Origin of the sequence: Cryobacterium gelidum (assembly GCF_004403985.1) — a bacterium.
Taxonomy (GTDB): Bacteria; Actinomycetota; Actinomycetes; order Actinomycetales; family Microbacteriaceae; genus Cryobacterium; species Cryobacterium gelidum.
The window spans coordinates 1-14,163 of sequence record NZ_SOHL01000009.1 but is presented as its reverse complement, the minus strand read 5'-3'; the positions used below and the strand labels follow the sequence as shown (position 1 = coordinate 14,163).

The window sequence follows — 14,163 nt, the reverse complement described above, 5'->3', positions numbered from 1 at the left end:
CCGGATTGGACATCGATGCACACCGACGACCTCGCCCACCTGCAGACCCTGCTCGAGCAGGAACGTATCCTGCAGTTCGACGCGTTCAGCCACGACGACGCCTGGATGCTCGGAACCCGGTTGCGCACGCTCGCCGCTGAGCAGACGTTGCCGGTTGCGATCGCGATCATGCTGGGTGACCAGCGGGTGTTTCATGCTGGCCTGGCGGGAGCATCCGCTGATAATGACGGCTGGCTGGAGCGCAAGTTCGCCGTCGTACGCCGCTACGGGCACTCCTCGCTCGCCGTCGGCGTGGAATTTCGCAGCCGCGGCGTCGACTTCGACGTCGATTCCCGGCTCGACCTGACCCGGTTCGCGGCGCACGGGGGAGCGTTTCCGCTGTTCGTTCGTGGGTCGATCGTGGGAATGGTCGGTGTCTCCGGTCTGCCGCAGCTCGACGACCATGCCCTCGTCGTCGAGGCATTGGGGGCGCACCTAGCGTCTGCGTGACCCGCTCGCACCGTGCGGCGCGTCGCTTGCGCTCTGCGGCCAGCGTTCTGCGGTCAGCGTTTGGCGGGCCCGTGGCCCTTGGCCGAGAGCAGGCGGGCGCGCACCGAGAACGCGCCGCCGACCACGAGGGAGACAACGGCCGCTGGCAGGATCGCGTCGACGAACTCGTTGCCCGAGACGAGATTGGCCAGCAGCAGAAGCACGGCTAGGCCGCTGAAACCGAGTCCCGCGATCGCGCAAACGTTGAAGGTCAGGTGTTTCACGTGCAATTCCAATCGGTGGGGAGGCTTTCAGGCTAGCCGACGTTGCCCTGCGTACTGGGGGAGGCGGCATTCGGGGCCGACGCCCTGCAGTGACAGCGGATGCTCCGCTCAGCTCGCACGTCGCCCGCGCAGCGCTTCTGTGAATTACCAAGGATTTGCCAGCCAATGCTGCAACACGGCAGGTCGTTCACGCAGAATTGTCAGGTGTCGATGCCATCATGATGGTTGATACGAATCCGTGGGTGAGGCAAGTGAACATGGCTTTTACAATTCTTGGCGCTGGGGGGCATGCTCGGGATCACGAGCCTGCCCCGCTTACGACGCCGGAAACACCCGCTGTCCCCGGTCGCTTCGCTGGGCAATCCGTCGTCGAGGAACTGCTCCGTCAGTACGATGATCGGCCGCCGCGATCCCGGCTCGCGCGCATCCTCGGTGCCTCGCCGCTCGACGCAAACGAGCTCAGTTGGTTGCGCGCAGCACAGGCCGAGAGGACTGTCGGCGACATTCTCGCGCGACTGCCAACCGGCTACAGCGTCTACCATTCCCTGCCCATTCGCAACACGGCGTTCTGGGTCGACCATCTCGTGCTGGGCCCGGGTGGCATCTTCGCTATCAATTCACGGACCCGCTGGGATCGCGACCTGTTCGGCGCGCCGCGCTCGATTCCGATTGGCGATCGCGCTTTCCCGTACCTGCGGGATGCCCGGTTCGAATCGGCCCAGATCACCGCGCTGCTGGCCGCAGCGATGCCGGCGACGACCGAGGTTCAACCCGTGATTGTGCTGGTCAAAACGCACAAAATTCTGCTTGCCGGCAAACCTGACGCGGTGACGGTCATCGACTCGCCACGTCTGCGCCGATGGCTCGTGGGGCGCCAGCAAGTGTTCAGCCCGCACCAGCAGGCCGCGCTCGCCGCGATCATCGACGATCCATCAACCTGGCTTGCCGCGGGCCAGCCATTCGCTTCGGCGCACCTGAACGCACGGTTCACCGCGCTGGAACAGCAGGTAGCAGATGCTCGCACCCGACGCACCACATTCACGGTTCTGGCGGCGACCGTGGCAGTGCTCTTCGGCGCGATGTCGCCCCTCGTCGCCGAGTACCTCGCCGCCCGCTGACCAGCCGAGGCGTCAGGCGAGGCGCTCGAGAACTGTGCCCTCGCGCATCCGCTCGACGCGCACCACGTGGTCGCGCAGGTCGCGCACACCACGTGGGATGGCGAGTTCGGCGATGTCCTGCCCCTTGGTCACCGCGTGTGACCGGGTCGGGTGGTGAAAGTGTGCGATCGACACGAAGGTGTCCCGCCCGCGTGGCTCCCTGCTGTGCCGCTGCGCGAAGCCGGAGTTGATCGCGCTGAGCTCTATCTCGTCTTCGTGAGCGGCGACCAGGCTTCTGGTGCTCAGGGTGATGACGGTGTGGGCGTCATCCCGATAGGAGCGGGCGGTCAGCAGGTCGCGCAGAAGTCGCGGCTGCAGGTGAAAGAATACTCGCTCGTTCAGGGCTGCGTACCACTCGGCGAGTGTCATATCGTCGAGGGCGTCGTCGAGCGATGGCTCATGAATGGCCTTCTGATGACGGATGACCGCGGTGCCGAATTCCGCATGCTCCAGCACGCGCGACTCGCCTCGCCGCTTAGCCAGAATGGCCGCTTGCGGGGCCCCCTGCTTGACGCCCCAGCGGGTCACGAGCGCGGACGGGCTGAGCAGCCCATGCCGCTCGATCGCGGGCCAACTGCCGTCGGCCGCCACATGGTAGAGCTCGGGGTACAGACGAATCAGATCGCGAGACAACACGATTCGAGCGTACTCGCCGCCGGAGCGGCGCCGAGCCAGGCTTACGGACACATATCGTAATCAGGGGTCGATGCCTCGAAATCGCCACGGTCGAGCGTCGCGAGTACATGCGGCCGCTCGTCGCCGTTCCGAGCGCCATGTCCACGACGGCAACCTGGATCAGTCTGAGTTCGTCACCCGACTGCACTCGCCCCTGTTGCTCAACTGTCACGTGCGCCCGAAATTCCGGCCCGGCGAGTGCTGACTCGTTCGGATCGGTGGCGAAGCTTTCGCCGGCCCGCAGCGGTGTGAGGGGCAGAACGACGACGACAGAGGAGGCGTCCTGGCTGGCTGATCACCGCCGGGAACCGGTCGGTGCAGACCAGTGCTGGGCTGGCCCTTCGCGAAAATAACCGCCGATGACCCGTACGGGGTTAGTCGGGGGAACTGTTCGGGCTGGTTCATCCCTATGCTTGCCCTATGAGCAGAAATGGCTCAGAGGCGGTTTGCGTGCGCGCGGGCCGCTACCCGGTTCTAGTTGAGCCGCAGACTGCTGGGGGCTGCACCATGATCCTTAATGACACTGCTGTCGCAGGAGAGCTTTCGATGAGCCTCGACGACCTCCTCGCGAGCAGTAAACGAGCACGTGCGCAGGGGGAGCATCGACTCGGCGCGGACCAGGCCGAAGAGGCGCTGACCCGCCCCGAGGCGACTCCCGGCCAAATAGCACGTGCCCGGGAGTTGCTTATGATGCATCGCCTGCGGCTGGGCGACTATCAGGCATCGGTCAAGCAGGGCCTTCTGGCGTTGGAGTACTACACGGCAAGTGGCGACCGGCTGGCCCAGTCGAAGGTGCACTGCACGCTCGCGCTGGCGTTCTCCGACACCGCCCTCAATGAGACAGCACTCCACCACGTGCTCGGCGCGGTCGCGGCGGCACGCGCGTGCGCCAACCCGACGGCGGAATTCTGGGCGCTGAGCCGCTCGTCGCTGGTGCACGGGGCCATGGGCGACGCCGTGCGCTCGGTAGACCTGGGCAAGCAGGCTCTGGTACTCGCCGAAGCGCTGCACGACCCGGAGACGAGTTTCACGGCGCTGAACAACCTCGGCGACACCTATCTGACCATGGCTCGCGCCATGCTCTCCCGCGACGAAGACGCCTCGCAGCCCTTCACTGACGGGTTGGTTCTCCTGCGCGAGGCGGTTGGTCTCGCGCAGCAGCAGCAAAATCCCTTTCAGGAGGCGATTGCGCGCACCAACCTCGTGAGCCTGCTGATCGGGCTCGGGCGGCACGACGAGGCTCGGGAGCAAGGTCGGCAGGGCAAGGTACTCAGCACGGTGCACGGCTACCGCAGCCTCGAGATCGACATCGACGCCCAGCTCGCGGAGCTGGTACGGGCTTCCGGCTGTTTCGACGAAGCCACCGCCATGATGGAAGCCCAGCTCGTCAATCCCGACGTCGATGACGAACCGGCGCTGCTCGCCAAGCTGCACCGGTCACTGTATGAGATGCACAAGGCGGGCGGGCGCTTCGCGCAGGCGCTGGCGCACCATGAGCAGTTGCACGCCGTGACACTGCTCATGACCGTACAGACAGCCGGGCTGCAGGCTCAGATGCTGATCAACACCATCGAAATCGAACAGGCGCGCCACGAGGTCGAGAAATCCCAACTGGAAGTGGGAGTGGAACGCCTCCGGGCCAAGGAACTCGACGACCAGGCAAACACCGATCCACTCACCCGCCTGTTGAATCGTCGCGCACTCGACCGTGAATTGCCGTGGTTGATGGGCCACGACGAGAAAGGCACGCGACCGCTCTGCGCCGCCATGATTGATTTCGATCACTTCAAGCAGGTGAATGACGTCCACGGTCACGCGACGGGTGATCGAGTTCTCACGGTGATGGCCTCGATGCTGCGCGCGGTCACCCGCGGCACCGACCTCGCGGTGCGGGTGGGCGGCGAGGAATTCCTGCTCGTCTTCGCTGAAACCAGCCTGGCTGAAGCGACGGCGGCCTGCGAACGGCTTTTGACCTCCGTGCGCGGCTACGACTGGGGGAGCCTCGCTCCGGGGCTGGCCTGCACCGTGAGCGCGGGGGTGGCGGCACTCGAGCCAAACGAACCTGTCTCGGCCTGGCTGGCCCGAGCGGATGCCGCTCTCTACGAGGCCAAGCACAGCGGGCGGGACCGCGTTCACGTGGCCCAACCCGTCGCGGTGGCGATTCCCTAGCTCGCCACCGCGAGCGCCGCCGTCAGGGCACCATCCAGCCGAGCACGGGGGTGGATTGGAGCCAGATCAGGAGGGTCATCAGCACGAGCAGGCCCAGACTCCAACCAATGAGCTTGCGTAGGAGCGTGCTCTCCGCCCCGGCGAGTCCGACGGCGGCCGCGGCCACTGCAAGATTTTGCAGCGAGAGCATTTTGCCCAGCACCCCGGCTGAGGAATTCGCCGCAGCCATCAAGACGGGCGAGAGGCCACTCGAGTTGGCGGCAGAGACCTGCAGCTGCCCGAACAGGGAGTTGGACGAGGTGTCGGAGCCGGTCAAGGCCACACCGATCCACCCCAGTAGCGGGGAGAGCACGGCGAAGAAGCCGCCGGTGGAGGCGAGGGCGACGCCCAGCGTGCTGGCCTGTCCGGACAGATTCATCACGAACGACAGGGCGAGCACTGCGGTGACGGTGACGATGGTCCAGCGCAGCTGCAGCAGGGTTTCCCGGTAGATCTGCAGTCCTTGGCGGGGGGTGATCTTGTACAGGGCCATCAGGACCGCACCGGAGATCAGCACGGATGTGCCGGCTGCCTTGAGATGGTCCAGTTTGAAGAGCTGCGCGACAACCGGATTGCCCTCTGGGTCGGTCACATCCAGTCCCGGCCACTGGAACGTCACGCTGCCGAAAGCGGTCAGCCACGCCTTGACTATCGGGACTTGCGCAATCGAGAAGATCACGATGATGATCAGGTAGGGGGCGATGGCCGTCCATACCTGCCGAGGTTCGGGACGCGTCGTTTTCACCGGCGCGGCGTCGATCGGCGATGTTGCCACAACCAGGGAAGCGGCGGCAGCGGACGCCCCGGCCCGAACCTCGAGCCCACCGTCGTCACCGACAGCGCCGGTGCGCACCCGCACGTCATCCGAGGGTGCATTGGCGGCTGCCGTCGGCAATCCGATGGTTTCGCACGGCTGCCAGAACCGCAACATGACCAGTACGGCAGCGATGGTCGCGAGAGCGGCGATCACGTCCACCAGTTCGACGGCAAGGAAGTTGGAGGCGAAAAACTGCGCCACCGCGAAGACAACGCCGGCGACTACCGCCACCGGCCAGGTCTGCTTCACGCCGCGCTTGCCGTCGACGATGAAGACCAACACGAGCGGTACCAGCAGGGCCATGAACGGGGTCTGCCGACCGATCATCGACGCGAGGTCATGAATGGGGAGCCCAGTGACGCCGCTGAGGGCGATGATCGGCGCCGCCACCGATCCGAAAGCCACCGGGGCAGTGTTGGCAAGTAGCGCCACCATCGCCGATTTGAGCGGTTTCATACCGGCGGCCAGGAGCATGGCTGCGGTAATGGCCACCGGTGCGCCGAAACCAGCCAGTGCCTCGAGCAGCGCGCCAAAGCAGAAAGCGATCAGGATCGACAGAATCCGCATGTCATCACTAATGGAACGGATGGTGCGCCCGAGCACCTCGAACCAGGGGGTCGCGACGGTCAGCTTGAAGATCCACAGGGCGTTGATGAGGATCCACAGGATCGGGATCATTCCGTAGACGGCTCCTGCTCCGACGGCGCTGAGTGTCTGGCCGACTGGCATCTGCCAGCCGAGCAGGGCAAGCACAACGGACAAGAGCAGGCTGGCCAGGGCGGCCTTGTGCGCCTTGACCTTGAAAACGCCGAGCAGCACGAACAGGAGGATGAGGGGCAGTGCGGCGCAGATGGCCGAAAGGACCAGGGATCCAGCTATCGGATCGATGATTTGCTGAAATGGTGCATCGACGGATTTCACGAAAAAACTCCTTTGTTTTCGAGTGTGGTGGTGCGTGGTGGAGCGTTAGCTCACTACGGTCGCGTCACCTCTTCCAGGATCTCGAGCACGTGGCGATACGGTTTGCCGGTGGCACGCGTCATTCCGAGTTCGCAGGTGCGGTTGCAGGAGGCGTGGGCGGTGGCACCCATGGCGACGACGTCCGCGGCCTGGGCGCGGGTGGCGGATGCGGTGAGTTCGGGATGGAGCATTCCTCGGTCGCCGGCGAACGCGCAGCACCCCCAATTCTCGGGGATTTCGACGTGTTCGGCGATGGCGTCGGCGATGGTGTCGAGCGCCGGGTTGATGCCCATCCGGGTGGAGGAGCAAGTGGGGTGCAGCGCGAGAGATTCGATTTTCTGATACCCCGGCAGGCTCGGCAGGATGTGGGTGGCGGCGAACTCGACCGCGTCGATGACGGTCAAGGGCCGCGCGCTGGTGTCGCCCTCGATGATGTGGCGCAGGCCCTCTGTGCAGGAGGAGGCGTCACAGATGACGGGCAGTTCGCCCTCATTGGTGGCGGTGCGCAGGGCGGCGAGGGTCTTTCGGCTCATGGTGGCGAGCCCGTCGACCATGCCCTTGGACGACCATGGTGTGCCGCAGCACAGCGCGTCGATTCCGGCCGGAACGAGGAGGGTGATGCCGGCGCGTTCGCACAACTGCTCGAAGCCGACCTGTACGCCGCAAGTTCCGGTGGTGGCCGGACCGAACATCGTTTGCACGCAAGCGGGAAAATAGACGGCCTGCGGCGCATCCGCTGGCAGGGCACGCTGCCGGGTGGTTTCCGACGGTGGATTACGCATGGCTGGTTTCGCTTTCTTCGACGGTGATAGATGAGTGTGCCTGGGGCGCAGTCGTCACCGCTCGACGTTTGCGGCTGGCGCCGCCACCGGGCAGTTCGGGGGAATAGAGGGGCACTGCGTCTGTGCCGAGCACGGCGCGGGCCAGCTTGTTGGGCGCGAGGATGACGCCGACGGGTATCGTGCGAACCACACTCAGGGCCACGCCAGCACCCCGGGTCACGGCGCCCCAGTTCTTCGCGGCAACATTCCAGATTGCCTTCTCGACCGGGTTGGCGTCGTCCCGGCGCAGGCGTTTCATGAGGTCGCCGGTGTTGATCGTCACCGGGCAGGCTGTCTGGCACATGCCGTCGGCGGCGCAGGTCTGCACGGCGTCGTACTCGTAGTCCTTTTCCAGCTCGGCCACGAGGGCGAGATTGCCATCGAGCCGGGCCTGTTCGATTGCACGCAGCGATACGATGCGCTGCCGGGGTGTGAGCGTCACGTTTCGGCTCGGGCACACCGGTTCGCACCAGCCACACTCGGTGCAGCGGTCTACTTCTTTCGCCACTGCAGGGATGGCCTTGAGGTCCTTGAGGTGCGCAGCCGGATCATCATTGATGAGCACGCCCGGGTTGAGCAGGCCGGCCGGGTCGAACAATACCTTGATGCGCCGCATGACGTCGTAGAGTTCGTCGCCGTATTGGCGTTGCACGTAGGGTGCCATCACGCGTCCGGTGCCGTGCTCGGCCTTGAGCGAACCACCCTCGCCGAGTACGAGGTCGACGAGGTCTTCGGTGAACCGACTGAACCGTTCCAGTCCGGTCGGGCTGCCGAAATCGTCGGTGAGCATGAAGTGCACGTTGCCGTCTTTGGCATGACCGAAGATCATGGAGTTCTCGTACTCGTACTTGGCGAACAGTCGAATCAGTTCCATGCAGGTGCGGGCGAGCGCCGGCACGGGAACCACGATGTCTTCGAGCAGTGCGCTCGTGCCCTGCGGCCGGGTGCCGCCCACGGCCGGGATGATCCCCTTGCGCAGGTACCACAGCTGGCCGCGGATGCCCGCATCGGTCGTGAAATCGGCCGGCAGGGTGAGATCCAGCGTGTTGACGGTCTGCATACCGGTCTCGAGCAGCTGCGCCAGTTTCTCGGACGACTCGGCGTGGTATTCCACGAGGAGGGCGGCGTGCTCGTGGATAACGAGGTCGAGCACGATGGCCGGGGCGCCGGGCATCTGCTGTCCCACAGTCAGCGATAGCGCGTCCATGAGTTCGAGGGTGGCCGCGCCGGTCGCCACGAGGGCGGGCAGCGCGGCTGTGGCGGCCTCGAGCCCGGGAAACACGAGCAGTGCCGTCGTCACGTGCGGCAGCTTGGGCACGGTACGAAAAACCACCTCGGCCACGAAGCCCAGCGTGCCCTCGCTGCCCACAATCAGGTGCGCGAGCATGTCTACCGGCCGGTCGAAGTCCAGAAGGGAGTTCACGCCGTAGCCCATGGTGTTCTTCATCGAGAACTGCTGCCGAATAGTGGCGACGGATGCCGCGCTGCTTCGGGTGCGTCGCGCCAGTTCGAGCAGGCCGTTGTACAAAACCGGTTCCCGTCTGAGGAGATGATCATCGGCATCCGCAGCCCCGGTGTCGACGACGGTGCCGCTGGGCAGCACCACGATGACCGATTCGAGGGTCTGGTAGGTGTTATCGACGGTTCCGCACGCCATTCCGGAGGAATTGTTCGCCACGACGCCGCCGATGGTTGCGGCGGACTCGCTGGCCGGGTCGGGCCCGAACTTACGGCCGTACTGGGCCAGCCGGGTGTTCACGGCACGCACAGTGGCGCCCGGCTGCACCCGCACCCGGAGGCCCTCGTCGAGCACCTCGATGTTCTTGAAGTTGCGACGCACATCGACCAGTACCCCGTCGGTGATGGCCTGCCCGCTCAGGCTGGTGCCTCCCGACCGGAACGTGAGGTGCATGCCCTGCGCGGCAGCGGCGCGCAGGAGCGCGCCGACCTCGGCAGCGTTTGTGGCTACCACGACCGCCTGCGGGATAAGCAGGAAGTGCGAGGCATCGTGTGCGTTGGCGTAAAGGTCGAGGGCGCGGGTCTTCACCCGGGCCGGATCGGCCACGGCCGCGCGGAGCGCACCGAACACGGTACTGCCGGTCTGGTCGCTAACGGTTGTTGTACTCACAAGAACTCCCTTGTTCGTGAATTGCACGTGCACTCAGTCAATGGGCCGAGTCAGACCATAAAGGAGAGCGCGGTGGGCGCATCGGCCGCTGTCTCGGCGAGGGCTTCGAACTCGGTAACGGCGTCGATCTCGGCGGCGGCCATCGAGATATTAGTGACCCGCTCGAGGATGACCTCGACGACCACGGGAACCCGGAACTCGGCCATCCAGGCCTGGGCTTGCGCGAACGCTGCCTGCAGATCGTCGGCTTCGCGCACCCGGATGGCTTTGCAGCCGAGGCCCTCGGCCACCTTGACGTGGTCGACGCCGTAGCCCTCGAGCTCGGGCGAGTTGATGTTCTCGAACGCGAGCGACACCTGGTAATCCATGTCGAACCGGCGCTGCGCCTGTCGGATCAGGCCGAGATAGGAGTTGTTCACGACGACATGGAGGTACGGGATGTGGAATTGGGCGCCCACCGCTAGTTCTTCGATCATGAACTGAAAATCGTAGTCGCCGCTGAGCCCGACGACCGTCTTCGTCGGATCGGCCACGGCTACGCCCAGGGCGGCGGGCAGCGTCCAGCCGAGGGGACCGGCCTGGCCGCAATTGATCCAGTGCCGCGGGTGGAACACGTTCAGAAACTGTGCCCCGGCAATCTGGGAGAGCCCGATCGTGGTCACATATCGGGTCTCGGTGCCGAATGCGCGATTCATCTCCTCATACACGCGTTGCGGTTTCATCGGGACGTTGTCGAAGTGTGTCTTGCGCTGCATCGTATTCTTACGGTGCACGCAGCTCTCGACCCAGCTCTCCCAATCGGGCAGTCCGCCTTCGGCCTTGCATTCCCGTGCAAGTTCAACCAGACCGGCAAGCGCAGCCCCGGCATCGGAGACGATGCCGAAGTCGGGTGAGAAGATACGCCCGATCTGGGTGGGCTCGATGTCGATATGAATGAACGTACGACCCTTTGTGTATGTGTCGAGGCCGCCGGTGTGCCGGTTCGCCCAGCGGTTGCCGATGCCGAGAACGAAATCCGATTCGAGCATGGTCGCATTGCCGTAGCGGTGCGAGGTCATCAGTCCCACCATGCCGGCCGCGAGCCGGTGGTCGTCGGGAATGCTGCCCCAGCCCATCAACGTGGGAATCACCGGAATGTTCAACACCTCGGCGAGTTGCACCAGCTGCTGTGAGGCGTCCGCGTTGATCACGCCTCCGCCGGCGATGATCACCGGGCGCTTGGCGAGCAGCAGCATGGAGAGTGCCTTCTTCAGCTGGGCAACCGATGCCGCGGGCCGGGCCACAGCCAGCGGCTCATAGGTGTCGATGTCGAACTCGATTTCCGTGAGCTGCACATCGATCGGCAGGTCGATCAGTACCGGGCCCGGGCGGCCGGAGCGCATCAGATAGAACGCCTTCTGGAAGACACCGGGAACCTGCCCGGCCTCGAGCACGGTGACGGCCATCTTGGTGACGGGTGCCGCAATAGAGGCGATATCGACGCCCTGGAAGTCTTCCTTGTGCAGCTTGCTCACCGGCGCCTGGCCGGTGATGCAGAGGATGGCCGTGGAGTCGGCCCATGCGGAGTAGAGCCCGGTCATCATGTCCGTGCCGGCCGGCCCGGAGGTGCCGATGCACACGCCGATGTTGCCGGCTTTGGTGCGGGTGAATCCCTCGGCCATGTGCGACGCGCCCTCTACATGGCGGGCCAGGATATGGTCGATGCCGCCGTGGGCGCGCATGGCCGAGTAGAACGGGTTGATGGCGGCGCCCGGCACGCCGAAGGTCTGGGTGGCTCCCTCTTTCTCGAGGATGGCGACGGCGACGTCGACTGCACGCATTTTAGACATGTGGTTCTCCTTGGAGCTGAATCGTTGGTGTTTCGGTGTGCGAGCGGCCGGACATCTGCTCGACCAGCAACAGCAGAGCCGAATGATCGAGCGAACCGTGGCCTTCGGCGCGCAGGGCGCCCATCAGCTGGGCCACCATCGCACCCAGCGGAATGGAGACGCCGGCGGCGCGGGCGGCGGCGGTGACGATGCCCAGGTCCTTGTGGTGCAGGTCGACCCGGAAACCCGGTTCGAAGCGGCGCGCCACCATCGAGGCGGCTTTGCGATCCAGGATGCGATTGCCGGCCAGTCCGCCAGCCAACACCTTGACGGCGGCCGCGGTGTCAACCGAGTGTGCTTCCAGAAATACCAGCGCCTCGGCGACGAGCTGGATAGTGCCGGCGACGATGAGCTGGTTAGCGGCTTTGACCGTTTGGCCGGACCCGGCCGGACCGACGTGGACGACGGTGCTGCCCACCGCGTCCAGCACGCCGCGAACGGCCTCAACGTCGGCGGCGTCCCCGCCGACCATGATTGACAGGGTGCCCTCGATCGCGCCGGCCTCGCCACCGGAAACGGGGGCGTCGACGGCCTTGAGCCCGGCGTCCCGTGCGGCGTTGGCGAGGCGAACGGTGACGTCGGGACGGATGGTGCTGGTGTCAATCCACGAGGCGCCGGCCGGAGTGTTGGCGAAGACGCCGTCCGGGCCGCCGACGACGTCTTCGACATCGGGCGAGTCGGGCAGCATCGTGATCACGACATGGGCATCCCGCACGGCTTCGGCGATGTTGGCCGCGCCGATACCGCCCGCGGCAATCAACTGATCGATCCGTGCCGGACTGCGATTGAAGCCGATGACGTTGTGACCGGCCTTGACGAGATTGATCGCCATGGGAAGGCCCATGATTCCCAGGCCGATGACGGCAACATTGATCATTTTCATTGTCCTTTTCTGACGGGTGGTGGATGGGCTTGTTCGGTTAGACGGCTTCGAGCCAAGCGAACGGGTTTGCTGCGGCCGTCTTGTACTCAAGCCCGATGGCGCCCTCGTAGCCGAGATCGTGACTGCGCGCGAGCCACTCGCGAATCGGAAGCGTGCCCGTTCCTGGTTCGCCGCGGCCCGGTGCGTCGGCAATCTGGATGTGGCCGAATAGGTGTGCGTGCTCGGCGATCACGGCTTCGACGTCGTCGCCGTTGACGGCGAGGTGGTACAAGTCGGCGAGCAGTTTGATGTTCGTGTCGCCGGTCTGGGCGCTCACCCGGTTGATTACGGCCAGCACGTCGGCCGCCGTTCGCAGGGGATACCTCGGTGCGCCGCTCACCGGCTCCAGAAGCACGGTGCCGCCGATCGGGGCGACGGCTTGCGAGGCGAGGGAGAGGTTTTCGACAGCGAGGTCGTCTTGTTCCTCAGCGGTGACGCCGTCGATGCGGTTTCCGTAGAGGGCATTGAAGGACAAGCAGCCGAGGCGCTCGCCGATACCAGCCGTGACCGCCAGGTTGTCGCGAAACTCGTTGGAACGCGCGGGCCAGGAGACCAGACCCCGGTCCCCGGCCGGCATGTCCCCGGCAGCAAAGTTCAAACCGGTCAGTCGAACGTCGGCGTCCGTGATCGCGTTCTCAAAGTCGGCAATCTCCGTGTCGGTGGGAACGGCGGCGGCAAAGGGCCACCAGAACTCGACCGCGTCGAATCCGGCGGCCTTGGCAGCGGCCGGGCGCTGGAGCATCGGCAGCTCGGTCAGCAGGATGGAGCAATTCACGGTGTACGGCATGGGCTTCCTTGCTCGAGTCGACAAATGAGCGGTTTCATTCCACGTAATTTCGCATTGTGGAAGAAAAGTTCTGCGCTACGAAAATAATATGGTCGGTGCGGCCCCACGTCAACCGCTGTGTACTCTGGGGAACCCGGCGACGATTTCCGCACTGCAGATATTTGTTGTCACACACGGTCTGGAGGCTTGGAGATGGCGGAACGTGCGGCTGGTAGCGGTGTGCAGTCGGTGGAGCGGGTTTTTGAACTTCTGGAACTGATCACGGCTGCTGGTGGAGCGGTGATGCTGAGCGAACTCGCCGCCTCCACTGACCTGCCGTTGCCGACCATTCATCGACTGCTGCGCACACTGATGGCCAAGGGGTACATCCGCCAGCTCGCCAATCGGCGGTACGCCCTGGGCCCCGGACTCATTCGCCTCGGAGCGGCAGCCAGCAAGCAGCTCGGCGCCCTCGCCGGCGCGCAACTTCGGTCGCTGGTCGACCAGCTCGGGGAGACGGCGAACATGGCCGTTCTTGACGCCGACATGGCGCTTTACATCGCCCAGGCTCCGTCCAAGCACTCTATGCGCATGTTCACGGAGGTCGGCCGGCGCGCGCACACTCACGCCACCGGAGTCGGCAAGGCGATTCTGGCGCAGCTGGGCGATGACGCCGTGCGCGCTATTGTGGCCAGGGTAGGCATGCCGACGCCCACGACCATGAGTATCGGCACGGTGGATGATCTGCTGGCCGATCTCGCCAGGATCCGGGAACGAGGCTACTCCGTCGACGACGGTGAGCAGGAAATCGGTGTGCGCTGCTTCGCTATGGGAGTTCCGGATGCGCCGACGCCCACCGCTATCAGCGTCTCCGGGCCGGTATCCCGGGTCGACGAGGCGTTTGCGCAGCGTGCCATTCCCGCGCTGCGCGCCGCCGCGCAGTCTATTTCCCGGGACCTGAACCCAGCGGCCTAGGTGTTCTTCCCACTGACGTTGTGAACGCGGTCGATGGGTGATTTGCCGCCGATGCCGGTATGGGGTCTGTGGTGATTGTAGCTATGAATCCAGTCCAGGTACGTTGCTGCTCGG

13 protein-coding genes are annotated in these 14,163 nt (G+C 65.1%); 4 read left to right on the top strand and 9 right to left on the bottom strand.

Translation table 11 applies throughout. The annotated features are described in order from the left end of the window. Window positions 1–15 precede the first annotated feature (15 nt). Window positions 16–489 (top strand): heme-degrading domain-containing protein, encoded by a 474-nt coding sequence (locus tag E3T50_RS05405; RefSeq protein ID WP_134550942.1) that lies wholly within the window; start codon window positions 16–18, stop codon window positions 487–489. Window positions 490–542: 53 nt separating this feature from the next. On the opposite strand, the gene E3T50_RS05400 is transcribed toward E3T50_RS05405, so the two are convergent. After that, window positions 543–752: a hypothetical protein gene (locus E3T50_RS05400; protein WP_134550941.1), complete on the bottom strand. Its 210-nt coding sequence runs from the start codon at window positions 750–752 to the stop codon at window positions 543–545. Between the two features lie 257 nt (window positions 753–1,009). Here E3T50_RS05400 and E3T50_RS05395 point away from each other — a divergent pair, with 257 nt between their 5' ends. Then, window positions 1,010–1,870, top strand: coding sequence for a nuclease-related domain-containing protein (locus E3T50_RS05395; protein ID WP_166784211.1), 861 nt, complete (start codon window positions 1,010–1,012; stop codon window positions 1,868–1,870). 12 nt (window positions 1,871–1,882) lie between these two features. Here E3T50_RS05395 and E3T50_RS05390 read toward each other — a convergent pair whose 3' ends face one another. Beyond that, window positions 1,883–2,545, bottom strand: coding sequence for a DUF7002 family protein (locus E3T50_RS05390; protein ID WP_134550939.1), 663 nt, complete (start codon window positions 2,543–2,545; stop codon window positions 1,883–1,885). A 585-nt stretch (window positions 2,546–3,130) separates the two neighbouring features. Between E3T50_RS05390 and E3T50_RS05385 the strand changes: the two genes are divergently transcribed. Further along, a complete protein-coding gene (locus E3T50_RS05385) occupies window positions 3,131–4,753 on the top strand; it encodes a tetratricopeptide repeat-containing diguanylate cyclase (protein WP_166784210.1) in 1,623 nt (540 codons plus the stop codon). Window positions 4,754–4,775: 22 nt separating this feature from the next. Here E3T50_RS05385 and E3T50_RS05380 read toward each other — a convergent pair whose 3' ends face one another. From E3T50_RS05380 to E3T50_RS05360, 6 genes are read right to left on the bottom strand one after another with little or no spacing between them, the layout of a single operon-like run. Then, window positions 4,776–6,530, bottom strand: coding sequence for an L-lactate permease (locus tag E3T50_RS05380; protein WP_134550937.1), 1,755 nt, complete (start codon window positions 6,528–6,530; stop codon window positions 4,776–4,778). Window positions 6,531–6,583: 53 nt separating this feature from the next. Continuing rightward, a complete protein-coding gene (locus tag E3T50_RS16940) occupies window positions 6,584–7,351 on the bottom strand; it encodes a (Fe-S)-binding protein (protein WP_420898717.1) in 768 nt (255 codons plus the stop codon). Continuing rightward, window positions 7,344–9,518, bottom strand: coding sequence for an FAD-binding and (Fe-S)-binding domain-containing protein (locus E3T50_RS05375; RefSeq protein WP_420898716.1), 2,175 nt, complete (start codon window positions 9,516–9,518; stop codon window positions 7,344–7,346). Before E3T50_RS05375 ends, E3T50_RS16940 begins: the two co-directional genes overlap by 8 nt. A gap of 50 nt (window positions 9,519–9,568) precedes the next feature. Further along, window positions 9,569–11,347, bottom strand: a complete 1,779-nt coding sequence (gcl, locus tag E3T50_RS05370; RefSeq protein WP_134550936.1) for a glyoxylate carboligase — start codon at window positions 11,345–11,347, stop codon at window positions 9,569–9,571. Continuing rightward, entirely contained in the window at window positions 11,340–12,263 is a 924-nt protein-coding gene (locus E3T50_RS05365; protein WP_134551044.1) for a 2-hydroxy-3-oxopropionate reductase, read from the bottom strand. The genes gcl and E3T50_RS05365 overlap by 8 nt, the downstream gene beginning before the upstream one ends. 43 nt (window positions 12,264–12,306) lie before the next feature. After that, window positions 12,307–13,095, bottom strand: coding sequence for a hydroxypyruvate isomerase family protein (locus tag E3T50_RS05360; RefSeq protein WP_134550935.1), 789 nt, complete (start codon window positions 13,093–13,095; stop codon window positions 12,307–12,309). A 192-nt stretch (window positions 13,096–13,287) separates the two neighbouring features. Between E3T50_RS05360 and E3T50_RS05355 the strand changes: the two genes are divergently transcribed. After that, on the top strand, window positions 13,288–14,049 hold the full coding sequence (locus E3T50_RS05355) for an IclR family transcriptional regulator (RefSeq protein WP_134550934.1): 762 nt from the start codon (window positions 13,288–13,290) through the stop codon (window positions 14,047–14,049). On the opposite strand, the gene E3T50_RS05350 is transcribed toward E3T50_RS05355, so the two are convergent. Beyond that, the coding region (locus E3T50_RS05350) for an integrase core domain-containing protein (RefSeq protein ID WP_166784209.1) at window positions 14,046–14,163 on the bottom strand (118 nt) is incomplete at its 5' end. The genes E3T50_RS05355 and E3T50_RS05350 overlap by 4 nt on opposite strands.